The following is a 16897-nucleotide window of genomic DNA, read 5'->3' as shown; positions in this document are numbered from 1 at the left end:
TCCCCAGCCGCATCCGTCAATACCAGTTTCGACCTGCTCCTGCGCGGGGGCCGCGTGATCGATCCGGCCGCCGGTATCGACGGCCTGAAGGATGTAGCGATCCGTAACGGCAAGATCGCCGCCGTGCAATCCGATATTCTGCCGACCAGCGCCCGGGAAGTCGTCGACGTCGGTGGCAAGATCGTTCTGCCGGGGCTGATCGACACCCACGCCCACGTCTATCAATATGTCTCCGGTCGCTTCGGCATGAACCCCGACATGGTCGGCGTCCAGTCCGGCGTCACCACGCTGGTCGACCAGGGCGGCCCGTCCTGCATGACGTTGCCCGGCTTCCGGCATTTCATTGCGGAGCCCGCCAAGTCGCGGGTGCTGGCGTTCCTGTCTGCCTACCTGGTCGGCGGCCTCGAAGGGCACTACTATCCGCAACTCTACAGCCCCGAATGCGTCGACATCGACGCCACGGTCAAGGCAGCAAAGGCCAATCCCGATATTGTTCGCGGCATCAAGGCGCATGCCGAAATCGGCGGCTTTGCCCGCTGGGGCATTCGCGTCATCGAAATGGCGGCCGAGATCGGACGCCGCGCCGATCTTCCGGTCTACGTGCATTTCGGCCAGCTCTGGGGCCTTCCGGCGAGCGGCACCAACGGCGAAGACGTCGACACCATCCTGGACCGCGTGATCCCGCTGCTCCGCGCCGGCGATGTTCTCGCCCATCCGTTCACGCGCCATCCCGGCGGTTTCGTCAATCGCGAGGGCGAAGTGCACCCGGTGATCCAGGCGGCGCTCGACAAGGGGCTGAAGATCGATGTCGGCCATGGCAGCCATTTCTCCTATCGGCTCGCCCGCAAGGCAATCGCGGCCGGAATCGTGCCGACCACGCTCGGTGCCGACATCCACGGCTACAACACCCATGTTCCGGCCCCTCCGGGAACACCGGACGAAGCCGCCGATGACGAGAACCATCCTTTCGCCGGACAGGCCAAGTTCAGCCTGGTGCAGGCGATGAGTTCGATGATGGCGCTCGGCCTCACGCTTGAGCAGGTGGTGCCGATGGTGACATCGAATCCGGCCGAGATGCTCCGCCTTTCGGGCGTGATCGGCACGCTGCGTCCCGGCGTCGAAGCCGACGTGACGGTGCTCGACGAGATGCGCGGCCGCTATGTCCTGCGCGACAATGAGAAGACGGAAGTAGTGGCCGACCGCCTGCTGCAGCCGGCGTTCTGCTTGCGCGCCGGCGTCCGTTATGATGCCGTGGCCCCGATCCTGCCGCAGGCGGTCGCGGCTTAGCCGCCCGCCGATGCGCCAGTAACGGAACGGCCAAGGGGATGGCAGCCGTCGAACACGAGTCATCGGCCGGGGCGGAGACCGGCCAGGGCGTCGGCGCCCGGCTGCTGCGCAAGGAAGACGACCGCTTCCTCCGCGGCCGCGGCCAGTTCGTCGCCGACATCAGGTTGCCGGGACTCCAGGACGTCGCCTTCGTGCGCAGCCCGCTCGCCCATGCCCGTATCAAGGGCATTCATATTCCTGAGCGTTATCGCGACGTCGTTTTCACGGCGGACGATCTCATCAACGTGAAGCCGATCCGCGCGGTGACGGCGCTGCCCGGTTTCAAGGTCTCCGAGCAGCCGGTGCTGGCGAGCGGAAAGGTCCGCCATGTCGGCGAAATGGTGGCGATGTGCGTGGCGGCAACGCGCGCCGAAGCCGAAGACATCGCCGCCGCCGTGACACTCGATCTCGAGCCGCTTCCGGCCGTCTATGACATGCGCAAGGCGCGCGAGGCGGGCAGTGCGCTGGTGCACGAACACTGGGGCGATAATGTCTTTTTGGAGAGCTTCTTCGAAGTCGATATCACGCAAGCCTTCGATGCGCCCATCAAGGTCAGCCACGAAATCTCGACCGCGCGCCAATGCATGTCGCCGATGGAAGGCCGCGGCACGGTCGCAACGTTCGATCACCGGCTCGACCAGCTCACGCTCTATACCGGCGCGCAGATGCCGCACATCGTGCGCAACGGGCTGTCCGACACACTCGGCATCGAGCAGGGCCGCATTCGCGTGGTCTCGCCCGATATCGGCGGCGGCTTCGGGCACAAGGGAATTCTGCTGCCCGAGGAGGTCTGCCTTTCCTGGCTCGCACTTTACAAAGGCCTCACCGTCCGCTGGATCGAGGATCGCCGCGAGCATTTGAGCGCCAGCGCCAATTGCCGCGAGCATCACTACAAGATCACGGTGTATGCCGATCGCGACGGCGCGTTGCGTGGCATCGATTGCGAGGCGACGGTCGATTCCGGCGCCTACTCTTCTTATCCGTTCTCCGCCTGCCTGGAGGCCGCGCAGGTCGTCAGCATTCTGCCCGGCCCCTATCGGATGCCGGCCTATCGCTGCCGGACTTATTCGGCGGCGACCAACAAATGCCCGATCCTGCCCTATCGCGGCGTCGCTCGAACCGGGGTCTGCTTTGCGCTCGAACTGATGCTGGATGCCGTCGCCGCGGAAGCCGGGCTTGAGCCTTATGAAGTGCGGCTGCGCAATCTCGTGCCGCCCGACCAGATGCCGTTCGAGAACATCACGAAAAAGCACTTCGACAGCGGCGATTATCCGCGGGCGATGCGGCGCATGCTTGACGCCGTCGACGTTGCCGCAATCCGCAAGCGCCAGAAGACAAGGGAGCCGGACGGACGTCTGATCGGCTTCGGGCTTTCGGTCTATTGCGAGCAGGCCGCGCACGGCACCTCGGTCTACTCCGGCTGGGGCATTCCGATGGTGCCCGGTCACGAACAGGCCACGGCGCGGATGACGCCCGATGGCGGGCTTGAGCTGCGCGTCGGCGTGCAATCGCACGGCCAAAGCATGGAGACGACGCTGGCGCAGGTCGCCCACCAGATTCTCGGCCTCGATACCGCCAAGATCCGTCTGATCCACGGCGATACCGCGATGACACCCTATTCCACGGGAACCTGGGGCTCGCGATCGGCAGTGATGGCGGGCGGCGCCGTCGGAACCGCCTGCGAAATCATCGCCGAACGCGCCAAACGCATCGGCGCCAAATTGCTGCAGCTCGATCCGGACGTCGTCTCCTTGCGCGACGGACGCGTCTGCGGACCGAGCAGCAGCATTGGTCTCTCAGAGATTGCGCATACTTGGTACCGGAGGCCGCAGGATCTGCCACCCGATGTCGACCCCGCCGGTCTGGAAGCCACCGGTGGCTACAAGCCGCAGCGGGACAGCGGCACGTTCAGTTATGCGGTGCATGCCGTGACGGTCGCGGTCGATCCCGACCTCGGCGACATCGACATTCTCGACTATGTCATTGTCGAAGACGGCGGCGTGCTGCTCAATCCGATGGTGGTCGACGGCCAAATCTTTGGCGGCCTCGCGCAGGGCATCGGCACTGCGCTCTACGAAGAAATGCCGTTCGATGCCGCGGGCCAGCCGCTCGCGACCACGCTTGCGGACTATTTGCTGCCGGGACCGACCGAAGTGCCCGAGCCGCGCCTGGATCACATGGAAACGCCCTCGCCTTACACGATGTTTGGCGTCAAGGGTATCGGCGAAGGCGGTGCGATTGCGCCCCCGGCCGCGATCGCCAATGCCGTCAACGATGCGCTGCGGCCGCTCGGCGCCAAGCTCCTGCACTCGCCAATTTCGCCGCGCCGGATTGTCGAGGCTGTGCTCGAGGCCCGCAAAGTGAAAGGCGAAGCCGCATGAAGGCCGCGCCCTTCGCCTATCAGCGGCCCGCGACGGTCAACGCGGCCGTCGCGCTGATGACCGAGACCAGCGGTGCCGCCAAGATCATCGCCGGCGGCCAGTCGCTCGGCCCGATGCTCAATCTTCGCCTGGTGCAGCCGGAGCTCGTCATCGACATCACGGGGCTCTCCGAACTCAAACAGGCGGAACGTGACGGCGACGAACTCGTGATCGGCGCCTGCGTCACCCACGGCGACATCGAAGACGGCCGGATTCCCGACGTCACGCGCGGCGCAATGCAGCGGGTCGCCAGCAACATTGCCTATCGCGCGGTTCGCAACCGCGGCACCATCGGCGGCTCGCTGTCCCACGCTGATCCGGCGGCGGACTGGGTCTCGGCACTGCCGGCGCTCGGCGCCAAGGTCCGCTTACGCAATCCGGACGGCACCCGCGATCTGCCGGTCGAGGATTTCATGACCGGCGCGCTGGAATCCGCACTCGCCGCCAATGAGCTCGTGGAATCGGTGCGCGTGCCCGCGATGCGCGCCTCTGCGCGCTGGGCTTATGTCAAAGCATGTCGAAAGCCCGGCGAATTCGCCCATGCGATTGCCGCGGTGCTGATCGATCCGGAAGCTGCCACCGGACGTGTTGTGATCGGTGCCATCGAAGCCCCGCCGATCGTACTGCGCGACGCTTCGGAGCTGTTCGGCGGCAAGATCACCGGCAACTTCAAGAAGGAGTTTGTCGCGGGCGCCGCGGACGCGCTGCTCAAGAAGGCAGGTCTTTCCAACGCCGCCGACCGGCATATTCACGTCGCGATCCTGCGCCGGGCGGTCGAGGAGGCCGCGGCATGACCACGATCGGCCTTAGCGTCAACGGACGCGCCATTACCAAGCCGGTCGATCCGCGCACCCATCTGGCGGATTTCTTGCGCGACCAGCTCGACCTGACGGGCACGCATCTCGGATGCGAACACGGTGTGTGCGGCGCCTGCACCCTGCTGATCGACGATATGCCGGCGCGCTCCTGCATCACCTTTGCGGCGGCCTGCGACGGCGCACAGGTCACGACGATCGAGGGGCTCGACGACGACGAGATCGCAGCCGAGCTGCGCACGGCCTTCAGCCGCGAGCATGCGCTGCAATGCGGCTATTGCACGCCGGGCATGATGATCTCGGCGCGCGACCTGGTTCTGCGCCTCGAGACATCGGACGAGCGCGCGATCCGCGTCGGCATGAGCGGCAATCTGTGCCGCTGCACCGGCTATGTCGGAATCGTGCGCGCGATCCGCTCGGTGATCGATGCCCGGCGGGCTCGCGGGATCGCCGCCGTGCCCGGTGCCGGACGCCGCGCGCTCGGACCTGTCGGCTCCGGTAATGGCTCTTCAACATCGACCGTCGCCGCGCTGCCACCCGCGCAAATCCGGGAGAAAGCGCAAAACGCTGCCGCCCTGGACGTTCCGGATTTCACGCCTGACAAGAATTTCGACGAGCAGTTCACGGTCGCTTTCCCGCCGGCGAAAGTCTTCGAGATGTTCGGCGATATCGAACGCGTCGCGGCCTGTCTGCCCGGCGCGTCCCTGACCGCAACACCGTCCCCCGAACGCGCCGAGGGCCTGATCGGCGTCAAGCTCGGCCCGATCTCGGCAAACTTCCATGGCGCGGTGCGGATCGAGCGTGATCCCGCCATGCTATCGGGCCGGATCATCGGCATCGGCAACGATCGGCGCAGCCGCTCGTCCACCCAAGGCGACGTCCGCTATCGCCTGTTGCCGCTCGACGGCGGCGCGGCGACCCGCGTCGAGCTGTCGATCGGGTATAGCCTGCGAGGTTTTCTGGCACAGGTCGCGCGCGAAGCGCTGGTACGAGATCTTGCCAGGCGGCTGACCGCGGAGTTTGCCCGCAATCTCGGGGCCAGCCTGTCCGGCGCAACGCCGGTGCGGCCGAAGCAACTCAACGGCCTTGCACTCGTGTTCGATGTCGTCAAGGGACTGTTGAAATCCCTCGGCGGCAATCGAAACGCCTAGCGACTATCGGCTCTGCGTCACTTCCTGATTGCCGGAGGTCACGCGCCACACCGTGTTGCCGACGTCGTCGGCGACCAGAAGCGCGCCGGACTTGTCGAGCGCCAGTCCAACCGGACGTCCGCGCGCCTGCCCGCTGTCATTCAGGAAACCGGTGACGACGTCCTGCGGCATCCCGCTCGGCTTTCCATCGCTGAACGGCACGAAGACCACCTTATAGCCGTTCAGCACTTGGCGATTCCAGCTGCCATGCTCGCCGACGAAGGCGCCGCCGGCATAGGATTTCGGCAGGCCGGTTCCGGTGTTGAATACCAGCCCGAGCGGCGCGACGTGCGAACTCAGCGCATAATCCGGCGGGATCGCCTTGGCGACGAGATCGTCGCGCTGCGGCTTGACGCGCGGATCGACGTGCTGCCCGTAATAGCTGTAAGGCCAGCCGTAAAATGCTCCGTCCTTCACTGATGTCATGTAGTCCGGCACGAGATCCGGCCCCAATTCGTCGCGCTCATTGACCACCGTCCAGAGCACCTTGCTCTGCGGCTCGAACGTCAAACCATTGGGATTGCGCAAGCCGCTGGCGAAGATGCGAAAGCGCCCGGTAGCACGGTCGACTTCCAGAATTGCCGCACGATTATGCTCGGCCTCCATGCCGTTTTCGGTGATGTTGCTGTTGGACCCGACGCCGACATAGAGCAGGTTGCCATCGGGGCTGGCCGTGAGGCTCTTGGTCCAGTGATGATCGATAGGCCCGCCCGGCAATGGCGTCAGCGTGGTGCCTGGATCGGTGATCTTGGTGTCGCCCTCATGATAGGGATAGCGGACGATCGCATCGGTATTGGCGACGTAAAGGTCGTTGCCGACGAGCACGACGCCGAACGGCGAATTGAGATGATCAAGGAAGACGCTCTGCTCCGGCACGCCGGTGCCCTTGGTGTCGCGTAACAGCGTGATGCGGTTGCTGTCTCCGGTGTCGCCGCCGGACGTGGCCCATGACTCGACCCACTTCATGACGAATTCCTTGGGCCGTTTCACGGTCGCGGCCGGCGGCGCCTTGGATTCGACCACAAGAACATCGCCGTTCGGAAGCGTGTAAGGTTGGCGCGGATGCTGAAGACCGGTGGCGAACGCAGTGATCTTGAGGCCTTTCGCGACCGTCGGCGTTTCATCCTTCTTCCAGCCGACGACACGTGCGATATGCATCGGCGGCAACAGATACTGATGCTGATCCGGCAAGGTCGGATTCGACCCGAGCTGGACCTTCGGATCGCCGCTGCCATCGTTGCATCCGGCGAGGCAAAGCAGCGAGCTGCCGAGCAGCGCCAAGCCCATCAAACGAACATGGGACATCATCGCGCAACTCCCACGCCATGGCGATAAACCATTTCCCATCCGAGCCAGCCGGTCACAGGCAGGATCAGAACGGTCACGATCGAGAGAATGAGGCCGGTCGGCATCACCGACGTCCAGGCATCGCGCGTGTGAATCATATTGTTGAAGAACGCGATCACCAGCACCGCAAGGTTGCCGATCAGATGCGGCCATGCCGGGCTCTGCCGCCGTATCAGCCGGTTGCCGAGGAAATCGATCAGGCCGGCGATGGCCGCGAGCACGCCGAATACGATACCGACGAGCAGAAACCAGGCCGAGAAATCCGCGTACATCATCTCGGCGGTAGAGACATAGGCGATGTCCGTCACCAACGCCCCGATGAAGCAGACAATCGGGATCGGAACCAGCATCGGATGAATCGGATGTCTAGCAATTTGCGCAGTCGGGCGCAGGGTCGGTGGGTTTACCAGTTCATTTGCCAAGACGGGCCTCGCATGCTCGATTTGCCCCGCCTGTCGCTCCAACCTCCAGTGGCAATCAAAGTTCCTAACCAGCTTCTAACTAGAGCCTGCGACGAAAGTCGGCAGGAACCCGTCTCGCGCACGGGCGATCGCAACGACTGGCGTAGTGACAGGTCTGGCGCTCAGCCTAGCGCTGCATCTGCATGATCTGGTCCATGGGCATCATGTTGTGATTGAGATGCGACATGATCCAGAGCGAACCGCCGACCACCAGGAACACGATCAACAAGCCGAATGCCAGTGCCAGGATGTTGTTGGTGTTGTCCGGATCGGTGGTGATGTGGATGAAGAACACCAGATGCACGCCCATCTGCGCGATCGCCAGCACGATCAGCGCCACCGGGATCGAGGGCTGCCAAACCAGGCTTGTACCGGCAATGAAGAACGACGTCGCCGTCAGCAGGATCGCGAGGCCAAAGCCGATGCAATAGCCGATCAGACGCGGGCCGACGCGCGCTTCCTCCTCGTCGCCGGGGGCGAGATCGATGGGATGATGCAGACGTTGATCGCTCATGCGCCACTCCCAAGCAAATAGACGACGGAGAAGATCGCGACCCAGATGATGTCGAGCGCATGCCAGAACAGCGCGAAACACAACAGCCGCCGCATGATGTCGGCGCGAAATCCCTTGGCGAACACCTGTGCCATCATGGTGAGAAGCCAGAGTATGCCCGCCGAGACATGCGCGCCGTGGCAACCGACCAGCGTAAAGAACGAGGAGAGAAACGCGCTGCGTGTCGGACCCGCGCCGCGGCCGACGAGATCGGCGAATTCACGGAATTCAAGTGCCAGAAAGCCCAGGCCCAGCAGGCAGGTCACGGCCATCGCCACCTGGTACCAGAGCGTGTTGCGGACGTCGGCGGCGATCATCGCAAGCCCGCAGGTAAAGCTCGACAGCAGCAGGAGCGCCGTTTCCGCCGCGACGCTGCGCAGATCGAACAGCTCCGCGCCCTTCGGCCCGCCCGCGGTCTGTTCCCTCAACACGGCATAGGCCGCGAAGAAGCAGGAAAACATCACGATGTCGCTGAGCAGGAAGATCCAGAAGCCGTAGCCGGTGACGATGCGCTTGGAAGCCGGGCCCTCGTGCGGACGGCCGCCGAGCAAATGCGGATCGCTCTGCGCGTGAAACACGGCGTCGGTCATGACCGGCTCTCCGCCAGGTTCAAGGCCGCGCGGCGCGCCTCGCGATTGCCGCCGTCGATGCGCGCGACTTCGGCCGCCGGAATGACGTATTCATCGTGATCGCGCCAGGCGAATACCACGAAGGTAGCGAAGGCGCCGATCCCGCCGAGGATCACCATCCACCAGATGTGCCAGATCAGCGCAAAGCCCATCAAGGTGGCAAAGAAGGCGCAGACAAAGCCGGTCGGCGAATTGCGCGGCATTTCGATGTCCTTGTAGGCGGGCTCGCCCGACATTCCCTGGCTCCTGGCTCGGGATTTGATTTTCCAGTAGGCGTCTTCACCCTCGACATCGGGCATGACGGCAAAGTTGAACGCCGGGGGCGGCGACGCCGTGGCCCATTCCAGCGAGCGACCGTCCCAGGGATCGCCGGTGACGTCGCGCAATTCGCCGCGGCGGCGGATGCTGACTGCGAGTTGCAGGACTTGGCAGATGACCCCGATCGTCATCAGGATAGTCCCGACGCCCGCGGCAATCACCCAAGGCCGCCATTCGCCGACATCGTAGTGCTGCATGCGCCGCGTCATGCCCAGCATGCCGGCGGCATAGAGCGGCAAAAACGTCACGTAAAAGCCGAGCAAGGTGAACCAGAACGCGGCCTTGCCCCAACCTTCGTGCAGGCGAAATCCGAACGCTTTCGGGAACCAGTAGGTGTAGCCGGCAAAGGCGCCGAACAACACGCCGCCGATGATCACGTTGTGAAAATGCGCGACCAGGAACAGGCTGTTGTGCAGCAGGAAATCCGCCGGCGGCACCGCGACGAGAACGCCGGTGAGCCCGCCGATGATGAAGGTCACCATGAATCCGATCGACCACATCATCGGCGTCGTAAAGCGCACCCGGCCGCCATACATCGTGAACAGCCAGTTATAGATCTTCACTCCCGTCGGCACCGCAATGATCATGCTGGCGATGCCGAAAATGGCGTTCACTTCGGGTCCGGCGCCCATCGTGAAGAAGTGATGCAGCCACACCATGAAGGAAATGATGCAGATCGCCATGGTTGCGAGCACCATGGAGCGGTAGCCGAACAACGGCTTGCACGAAAAGGTCGAGACCACCTCCGAAAAGATGCCGAAGGCCGGCAGCACCAGGATGTAGACCTCGGGATGGCCCCAGGCCCAGATCAGATTCATGAACATCATGACGTTGCCGCCGGCTTCGTTGGTGAAGAAATGAAAGCCCAGATAGCGGTCGAGGATCAGCATCGCCAGCGTTGCAGTGAGGATCGGAAATGCCGCGATGATCAGAAGGTTGGAGGCCAGCGTGGTCCAGCAGAACATCGGCATGCGCAGATAGGTCATCCCTTTGGTGCGCAACTTCAGCACGGTCGTGACGAGATTAATCCCGGCGACCAGGGTGCCGACCCCGGATATTTCGAGCGACCAGAGGTAATAGTCGACGCCGACGCCGGGCGAATAGGTCAATTCCGAAAGCGGCGGATAAGGCAGCCATCCGGTGCGCGCGAATTCGCCGACCACGAGCGAGATATTGACCAGCAGCGCGCCGGTCGCGGTCAGCCAGAAGCCAACCGAATTGAGCGTCGGAAACGCGACGTCGCGCACGCCGAGTTGCAGCGGCACCACGAAGTTCATCAGCCCGATCACGAACGGCATCCCGACAAAGAAAATCATGATGGTGCCGTGCGCGGAAAAGATCTGATTGAAATGCTCCGGCGGCAGATAGCCTTGCGACTGATAGCCGACCGCCTGCTGCGCCCGCATCAGGATCGCATCGCTGCCACCGCGCAGTAGCATCACCAAGGCGAGCAGCGTGTACATTACGCCGATCCGCTTATGGTCGACGCTTGTGATCCATTCGCGCCAGAGATAAGGCAGATGACCGGCGATCACGATCCACGCCAGCACGGCGAGTATCGCGACCAGCACGACCGCGCCGGCGATCAGTGGAATCGGCTGATCGAAGGGAATGGCGCCCCAGGTCAATTTGCCTAACACGTCGATTCACCTGGCACTGGCGGCTCCACTTTCGGGCTTTGGCTTTGCCGGATTGTCGGCGAGTTGCGGTCCGGGACCGGGCGGAATGCGCTGGCGCGCGATATCGTCGAACAACCGTGGATCCGGCAGCCGATAGGTCGGCCGTCCGCTTTCGACGGACTGCTGCGTCAATTGCTTGTAGGCCTCGGCCGTCAGCTCGTTATTGCTTTTGGCGGCAGTGCCGACCCAGTTCGGGAAATCGAGCGCCGAAACGACGTGGACGTCGAACATCATTTCGGGAAAGCCGTCACCGGAAAAATGCGCGGAGAGACCCCGGTAATCCCCTTCCTGATCCGCACGCAGATTGAGATGCGTGACCATGCCGTTCATGGTGTAGATCATGCTGCCGAGCTGCGGGATGAAGAAGGCGTTCATCACGCTTGAGGACGTCAGCTCCAGTTGCAGCGGCGCGCCGACCGGTACCGTGAGCGAATTGACACTCGCGACCCGCTGGTCCGGATAGATGAAAAGCCATTTCCAATCGAGCGAGACGACCTGGACCCTCACCGGACTGCCGGTGCCCGCGATCGGCGCGGCAGGGTCAAGCTGATGCGATCCGATCCAGGCGACGCCGCCGAGCAGGATGATGGTGAGCGTCGGGATCGACCACACCACCAGCTCGATCCGGCCGGAATGAGCGAAATCGGGAAGGTAAAATGCCCGACTATTCGATTGACGGAAGTAGTAGGCGAAAACGAAGATCGCGATGATCGTCGGCACGACGATCGCCAGCATGATCGCGATCGAATCGATCAGAATGACTTTCTCGGCCGCCGCAACGGGACCTTGTGGAGCGAGAATGTTCATGGGCAGGTACGCTCGTCGCGACAACTCACGGAAAATCCGCGCCGTCGTGTTAAGTTCCTGCCACGCCCCATTCTTCCGATCGAAGGGGCTCGGGGTCAAGCCGAATCTGCCCATACCAACGTTCAGTTGATACCGGCTCTTGACCGCCTCAGGTTCTTGCTTCGAACGGCTGAAGCGGAGAAACGGACGACGGCAGAATGACATCGGTCCGCTGGCGCGGCAGCGCTTCCGGCATTTCCGCCTGCAGGAAAGCAATCAGCTTTTCCCTTATTTCACAGCGAAGATCCCAAGCTTGCGGCGCATTTTTCGCGCTGACGAGCGCGCGCAATTCCATGCTGCGCGTGTTGGCGTCTACGACCTGCAGATTGACGACCGCACCGTCCCAGAGTTTGGATTCGCGCACCGCGCTTTCGAGCCGCTTTCTGATCTTCGGAACATCGGCCGCGTAGTCGACATGAATAATGATTGACCCGATCAGGGAGGCCGCATCTCTCGTCCAGTTCTGGAACGGCCGTTCGATGAAATATGAAAGCGGGACCACCATCCGCCGCCAATCCCACAAACGGATCACGACATAGGTCGATGCGATATCCTCGACCCAGCCCCATTCGTTTTCGATGATCACCGCGTCCTCGATCCGGATCGGCTGCGTCACCGCGATCTGCACCCCGGCGATCAGGTTGCTGAGCAGCGGGCGCGCGGCAAGACCGACGACAATGCCGGCGGCTCCGGCGGAAGCAAACAGGCTGACGCCGTATTGTCTCACTGAATCGAAAGTCATGAGCGCGGTCGAAACCGCGACGATGATGACGATCGTATCGATGACGCGCTTGAAGACGCGAACTTGCGTCACATGCTTTCGCGCCAGAAAGTTCTCCGCGATATCGAGGCGGTAACGCTGCAGATAACGCGCAGCGAACAAATCGACAGCCCGGATCGATACCCATCCGATCAGCGCGATCGAGGCGACCGCGAACAGATGCGTCAGCGCGCTTCGCAAGTCGTCGTTCAAGGGCGCGAGCGGCATCACCACGGCAACCGCCACGAGACAGGCCGCGAGCCTGATCGGTCCAGACGTCGTATCCAGAATCTGGATCGCCACCGAGCGCTTGGGACCGATCGCGCGCTTCGCAAGCGACACCAAAAATCGGTGAGCCGAGAGCGCGCAAAGCATCGCCAGACAAACCCACGCAAGGCCAATCAGCCAATCCGGAACGAACCCGAACACGTCCTGCACCGCTGCTTCAATTCTCGTCATCGCCAGGTTCCAAGTTTTCACGTTTCGATAACGCAGAAACCTGTGGCGCGATCACTGCATTGCAAGAACCTTCTGATTCAAATCAGGAACAACCGAACGGCCCGCGGGTTGGCTCCAGTCCCACACCGAAACGATCACCTGGAGAGCTCGCGATGGCAGAGCGTGACGATGCAATCGCCAAGGCGCAGACCAAGCGCAGTTGGCAGATCTACGACGAGAACCGAAAGCTGCGCCCGCAACTCGACGACGGGCGTCCGCGACAGTCGGAAGACGATCAGCAGCGGGAACAGTTCGGTCCGAGGGGTGTTCAAGGTCAGCCCGACCCGGCCAAGATGGTTCCGCAGCGGAAGAAGAAGACGCCAACCGACTTCGATCCGGGCCACACGGGCTAGTACGCCAATTTGAAGTCTCTTTGCCACGAACGAGATTGATCGGCATCCGGCGAGTTTGAGAATTGATTTGAGATGGCCAGGAACGGGTCCAAGCAAAGCCAAAGCTCGCCCGTCCGGCTCTGGCCACTCTTGGCCATCAATTTCTTTATGGCGGATATGCAATCGGGCATCGGGCCGTTCGTCGGCGTTTTCCTGGCGCAGCGCGGCTGGGAAAGCGGGCTGATCGGCACAGCGATGTCGATCGGCAATATCGCGGGCATGCTGATCACGACGCCGGTCGGCGGTTTCATCGATGCCTCGCATCACAAACGCGGCTGGGTCATTGTTCCCGGTGCCGCCGTCGTCGCGGCCTCCTCAATCATCCTGCTTTGGCAGAATTTCTGGGCGGTCGCCGCCTCGCAGGTTGCGACCTCGATTGCCGGAGCTGCGATCGTTCCCGCGGTCACCGGCATTACGCTCGGCATCGTCGGTCAAAAAGGATTCAATCGGCAAAACGGCCGCAACCAGGCTTTCAACCATGCCGGCAATATGGTGGGGGCTGCCGTGTCGGGCTTTCTCGGCTGGTATTTCGGTTATCTATCGGTGTTCCTGCTTGCTGCCGCGTTTGGCGCCATCACCATTGCGTGCGTGCTGATGATTCCGCCCGGCACGATCGACCACCGTACCGCGCGCGGCTGGAAAGAGGACGAGCCGGACCGCCAGCCGCACGCGCTCACGGTGCTGCTGAAGCACAAGACGCTTCTGGTGCTGGCGCTCGCGCTTGCCGTCTTCCATCTCGGCAATGCCGCGATCGTTCCGCTCTATGGCATCTCGGCTGTGACTGGCAAAGAGGCCAATGGCCCGGGTTTTGTCGCAACGATCATCGTGATCGCCCAAGGCACGATGGTGATCGCATCGCTCGTCGGAATGCGCGTCGCCGAGAAGCGAAATTTCTGGATGCTTCTGCTGGTATCGTTTCTGGTGCTGCCACTGCGCGGACTGCTCGCCTGCTTTCTGTCGGGATGGCCCGGCGTCGTACCGGTTGAAATCCTGGACGGGATCGGTACCGGACTGCAGAGCGTCGCCGTCCCCGGCATGATTGCCCGCTCGCTCTATTCGACGGGACGGGTCAATCTCGCGCAAGGCGCCGTGATCACGATTCAAGGCGCGGGCGCCGCACTCAGTCCGGCGCTCGGCGGACTTATCGCGGGCTGGATCGGCTTCTCGCCGGCCTTCCTCGTGCTCGGCGGATTTGGCCTTGCCGCGGCGACGATCTGGGTCGTGCTTGGCGCCGCCGTCAGGGAGTACTGAGCGCGCCACCGGTCAGCGACGACATCAATATAGTAATGGATGACAGCGATATAGCTATCGATGTCGACAGCTGCGCGCGGTTGGAAACCGCAAGAAGTTCTGCCATGCTAAGAGGCAACAGAAGAAAATTCTCGGGAGAGCTTTGCGATGGCCACGACAGTCGAAGTGCTTGCCGCTGCGTTCAGGGATGCCGGCACCCCCTTCATTGTCGGGCACCCCGGCGGGGAATCGGTCGAACTGATGGAAGCCGCGCGGCAGCGCCAGATGCGCTTTCTGCTGATGAAACAGGAAGTCGCGGGCGCGATGCTGGCATCGACCTGGGGTGATCTCACCGGCAGTCCCGGCATCTGCCTTTCGACGCGCGGTCCCGGCGCCGCCAATATGGTCAATGGCGTGGCGCACGCCTTTCTCGACCGCTCGCCGCTGATCGCAATCACCGATACCTATTCGCGCCCGGTGTTCGAGACCGGCCTGCGCCAGCGCATCAATCAGCAGGCAATCTACGAGCCAATCGTGAAGTGGAGCACGGTGGTCGACGCCAAGACGGTGCGCCAGCAGGTGCGCCGCGCCATGCGTACCGCAACCGCGACGCCGCCGGGCCCGGTGCACTTCGAATTTCCGCAGAGCGAGACCACGCGGGAGGCCGGCGAACTCGTCGCCGAGCCGCCGCTCACGCCGAAATGGATCACGCCCGGCCCCGACCGTGCCGATCTCAAGCCTGCCCTGGATATGATCAATCGCGCCAAGCGGCCGATCCTGATCGCCGGCCTCGGCGTGTACTGGTGCAGCGCCTCCGCCGAATTCGTCAAGTTTGCCGAACACCTCGGCGCGCCGGTGCTGACCACGACCAAGTGCAAGGGCATGATCCCGGAGGATCATCCCTTGCGCGCCGGCTGCATTATTGGCGGCCTGATCGAACGCAAGCTGGTGCTGGAGTCCGATCTCATCATCACCGTCGGCCTCGACGCGGTCGAACTCCAACCGAAACCCTGGCCCTACACGTTGCCGGTGCTGTCGCTGTCCTCGGTGCCGAGTACGGACGCGCTAGTCCCGGCCGATCCCGAGATCATCGGCGACCTCAAGGCGCTGCTGACTGGTCTGGCGCAATGGGCGCCCGAGGGCAGCAATTGGGGCGAGAGATCCGCAAAGACGTTCCGCACCGAAGTGCGCGATGCGCTCAACACGCCCGCCACAGGCCTGTCACCGCAGCGGACCATGGAAGTGGCGCGCGCGATCCTGCCGCGCGATACGATCGCCACCTGTGACGCCGGGGCGAGCCGTCTGCTCGTGGTACAGAAGTGGGAATCCTACGGCCCGCGCGAGTTCCTGACCTCCAATGGCCTCGCCTCGATGGGTTATGCGGTGCCCGGCGCGCTCGCCGCGCGCATGGCCCATCCGGACCGGCCGGTGGTCGCCTTCACCGGCGATGGCGGTTTCCTGATGACGGTTGCGGAACTGCAGACCGCGCAGATCGAGAACCTGCCGATCATCGTGATCGTGTTCGATGACCGCGAGATCGGCCTAATTCGCGTCAAGCAGGAAATCAAAGGCATTCCGCGCAACGGCGTCGCGCTCGGCGGCATCGACTGGGAGAAGCTCGCTCAGTCCTTTGGCGCCGACGGCGTCACGGTCGAAACCGAACAGGCCTTGAGCAACGCGCTCACCAGCGCTTTGAAGACGAAAAAGACCACGGTGATCGGCGTGCGGATCGACGCGTCGGGCTATGTCGCGCAGTTCAATGCGCTGAGAGAGCTGTAGCTTAGGTCGTCATTCCGGAGCGCCGAAGACGCATCTGGAATTTCGAAATTCAGGATTCGACGCCTCCCCATAGGCGCATCGTAGCCGCGAAACAGGGAGACCAAATCGCAATCGCCTAATTGACCTAGACGGGGTGCGGCTTGTCAGAAGAGCACAAGTGAGGGCTTGCAACCTCAATTACCCCCATATAGGAGAGATTGGGGGGTGCTCCAAAGAGCCCGGAAAAGCTCTTTTCGATCGGCCTTGCGTTGCTGCCGGCGTTCATCATTTTTACGCTGTTCTACAGCGTCGCGGTTAAGTTCCTCGAAAGGCAGCTGACGTTTGTCCAAGCGGTCTACATCTCAGCGGTCGCAGTTGCCGTTCTGATCGCTGTTGTTGTCGTGTTCACGTTAGCGAAGGCTCCGCTGGGATTAGGCCGCGATGCCGAGTCTTTTGTTTACCTCGCTGACTATCTACTCGCTGGCGTCATCATAACACGTTTGGCAAAGAGCTATGGAGTTGAAAAAGCCGGTTGGGTTGGCGTGGGTGCCCGTGCGAACGCGTTAATTTTGGCCTTCGGCTGGATCGTTGTTGGAGTTGTTTATCTCGGTAGCTACCTCGTGAAGGCATAGGTAATAGCAGCCCAGCCATACCGGCATTCCGAGCGCAACGTCG

The 16897-nt window shown here is 62.8% G+C and carries 15 protein-coding genes; 8 read left to right on the top strand and 7 right to left on the bottom strand.

Features of this window, described 5'->3' with window-relative positions; translation table 11 throughout:
- The 4 genes from VFL62_RS18815 to VFL62_RS18800 form a co-directional block, all read left to right on the top strand.
- On the top strand, window positions 1–1287 hold a 1287-nt coding region (locus VFL62_RS18815), incomplete at its 5' end, for an amidohydrolase/deacetylase family metallohydrolase (protein ID WP_414644772.1).
- A 38-nt stretch (window positions 1288–1325) separates the two neighbouring features.
- The gene (locus VFL62_RS18810; protein ID WP_325173887.1) at window positions 1326–3707 is read left to right on the top strand and encodes a xanthine dehydrogenase family protein molybdopterin-binding subunit; all 2382 of its coding nucleotides are present in this window, start codon (window positions 1326–1328) and stop codon (window positions 3705–3707) included.
- Window positions 3704–4540 (top strand): FAD binding domain-containing protein, encoded by an 837-nt coding sequence (locus VFL62_RS18805; protein WP_325173886.1) that lies wholly within the window; start codon window positions 3704–3706, stop codon window positions 4538–4540. The genes VFL62_RS18810 and VFL62_RS18805 overlap by 4 nt, the downstream gene beginning before the upstream one ends.
- Complete coding sequence (locus VFL62_RS18800; protein ID WP_325173885.1) at window positions 4537–5712, top strand: xanthine dehydrogenase family Fe-S subunit; 1176 nt, start codon at window positions 4537–4539, stop codon at window positions 5710–5712. The genes VFL62_RS18805 and VFL62_RS18800 overlap by 4 nt, the downstream gene beginning before the upstream one ends.
- Before the next feature lie 3 nt (window positions 5713–5715).
- On the opposite strand, the gene VFL62_RS18795 is transcribed toward VFL62_RS18800, so the two are convergent.
- The 7 genes from VFL62_RS18795 to VFL62_RS18765 form a co-directional block, all read right to left on the bottom strand.
- Complete coding sequence (locus VFL62_RS18795) at window positions 5716–7059, bottom strand: sorbosone dehydrogenase family protein (RefSeq protein ID WP_325173884.1); 1344 nt, start codon at window positions 7057–7059, stop codon at window positions 5716–5718.
- Window positions 7056–7448 carry a DUF2231 domain-containing protein gene (locus VFL62_RS18790; protein WP_414644771.1) on the bottom strand — a complete coding sequence of 131 codons (393 nt, stop codon included), beginning with the start codon at window positions 7446–7448 and terminating at the stop codon, window positions 7056–7058. The genes VFL62_RS18795 and VFL62_RS18790 overlap by 4 nt, the downstream gene beginning before the upstream one ends.
- 238 nt (window positions 7449–7686) lie before the next feature.
- Entirely contained in the window at window positions 7687–8073 is a 387-nt protein-coding gene (cyoD, locus tag VFL62_RS18785; RefSeq protein WP_325173883.1) for a cytochrome o ubiquinol oxidase subunit IV, read from the bottom strand.
- A complete protein-coding gene (cyoC, locus tag VFL62_RS18780; RefSeq protein WP_325173882.1) occupies window positions 8070–8702 on the bottom strand; it encodes a cytochrome o ubiquinol oxidase subunit III in 633 nt (210 codons plus the stop codon). Before cyoC ends, cyoD begins: the two co-directional genes overlap by 4 nt.
- On the bottom strand, window positions 8699–10699 hold the full coding sequence (gene cyoB, locus VFL62_RS18775) for a cytochrome o ubiquinol oxidase subunit I (protein ID WP_325173881.1): 2001 nt from the start codon (window positions 10697–10699) through the stop codon (window positions 8699–8701). Before cyoB ends, cyoC begins: the two co-directional genes overlap by 4 nt.
- Window positions 10700–10705: 6 nt before the next feature.
- Window positions 10706–11545, bottom strand: coding sequence for a cytochrome ubiquinol oxidase subunit II (locus VFL62_RS18770; protein WP_325173880.1), 840 nt, complete (start codon window positions 11543–11545; stop codon window positions 10706–10708).
- Between the two features lie 148 nt (window positions 11546–11693).
- Window positions 11694–12803, bottom strand: coding sequence for a mechanosensitive ion channel family protein (locus tag VFL62_RS18765; RefSeq protein ID WP_325173879.1), 1110 nt, complete (start codon window positions 12801–12803; stop codon window positions 11694–11696).
- 152 nt (window positions 12804–12955) lie between these two features.
- Between VFL62_RS18765 and VFL62_RS18760 the strand changes: the two genes are divergently transcribed.
- The 4 genes from VFL62_RS18760 (at window position 12956) to VFL62_RS18745 (ending at window position 16854) form a co-directional block, all read left to right on the top strand.
- Window positions 12956–13195: a hypothetical protein gene (locus VFL62_RS18760; RefSeq protein ID WP_325173890.1), complete on the top strand. Its 240-nt coding sequence runs from the start codon at window positions 12956–12958 to the stop codon at window positions 13193–13195.
- A gap of 72 nt (window positions 13196–13267) precedes the next feature.
- The gene (locus VFL62_RS18755) at window positions 13268–14485 is read left to right on the top strand and encodes an MFS transporter (protein ID WP_325173878.1); all 1218 of its coding nucleotides are present in this window, start codon (window positions 13268–13270) and stop codon (window positions 14483–14485) included.
- A gap of 147 nt (window positions 14486–14632) precedes the next feature.
- On the top strand, window positions 14633–16243 hold the full coding sequence (locus tag VFL62_RS18750; protein WP_325173877.1) for a thiamine pyrophosphate-binding protein: 1611 nt from the start codon (window positions 14633–14635) through the stop codon (window positions 16241–16243).
- A gap of 197 nt (window positions 16244–16440) precedes the next feature.
- Window positions 16441–16854, top strand: a complete 414-nt coding sequence (locus tag VFL62_RS18745) for a hypothetical protein (RefSeq protein WP_325173876.1) — start codon at window positions 16441–16443, stop codon at window positions 16852–16854.
- Window positions 16855–16897: the final 43 nt, after the last annotated feature.

It is taken from the genome of Bradyrhizobium sp. (assembly GCF_035701725.1).
Taxonomy (GTDB): domain Bacteria; phylum Pseudomonadota; class Alphaproteobacteria; order Rhizobiales; family Xanthobacteraceae; genus Bradyrhizobium.
This window is presented reverse-complemented; position numbering and strand designations above follow the sequence as displayed.

Excerpts from the sequence above, each read along its gene's own strand:
- cyoD (WP_325173883.1), bottom strand. The coding sequence starts at position 8,073 with ATGAGCGATCAACGTCTGCATCATCCCATCGATCTCGCCCCCGGCGAC.
- VFL62_RS18795 (WP_325173884.1), bottom strand. The coding sequence starts at position 7,059 with ATGATGTCCCATGTTCGTTTGATGGGCTTGGCGCTGCTCGGCAGCTCG.
- VFL62_RS18760 (WP_325173890.1), top strand. The coding sequence starts at position 12,956 with ATGGCAGAGCGTGACGATGCAATCGCCAAGGCGCAGACCAAGCGCAGT.
- VFL62_RS18770 (WP_325173880.1), bottom strand. The coding sequence starts at position 11,545 with ATGAACATTCTCGCTCCACAAGGTCCCGTTGCGGCGGCCGAGAAAGTC.
- VFL62_RS18800 (WP_325173885.1), top strand. The coding sequence starts at position 4,537 with ATGACCACGATCGGCCTTAGCGTCAACGGACGCGCCATTACCAAGCCG.
- VFL62_RS18810 (WP_325173887.1), top strand. The coding sequence starts at position 1,326 with ATGGCAGCCGTCGAACACGAGTCATCGGCCGGGGCGGAGACCGGCCAG.
- VFL62_RS18750 (WP_325173877.1), top strand. The coding sequence starts at position 14,633 with ATGGCCACGACAGTCGAAGTGCTTGCCGCTGCGTTCAGGGATGCCGGC.
- VFL62_RS18755 (WP_325173878.1), top strand. The coding sequence starts at position 13,268 with ATGGCCAGGAACGGGTCCAAGCAAAGCCAAAGCTCGCCCGTCCGGCTC.
- VFL62_RS18790 (WP_414644771.1), bottom strand. The coding sequence starts at position 7,448 with ATGCTGGTTCCGATCCCGATTGTCTGCTTCATCGGGGCGTTGGTGACG.
- VFL62_RS18765 (WP_325173879.1), bottom strand. The coding sequence starts at position 12,803 with ATGACGAGAATTGAAGCAGCGGTGCAGGACGTGTTCGGGTTCGTTCCG.
- cyoC (WP_325173882.1), bottom strand. The coding sequence starts at position 8,702 with ATGACCGACGCCGTGTTTCACGCGCAGAGCGATCCGCATTTGCTCGGC.
- VFL62_RS18805 (WP_325173886.1), top strand. The coding sequence starts at position 3,704 with ATGAAGGCCGCGCCCTTCGCCTATCAGCGGCCCGCGACGGTCAACGCG.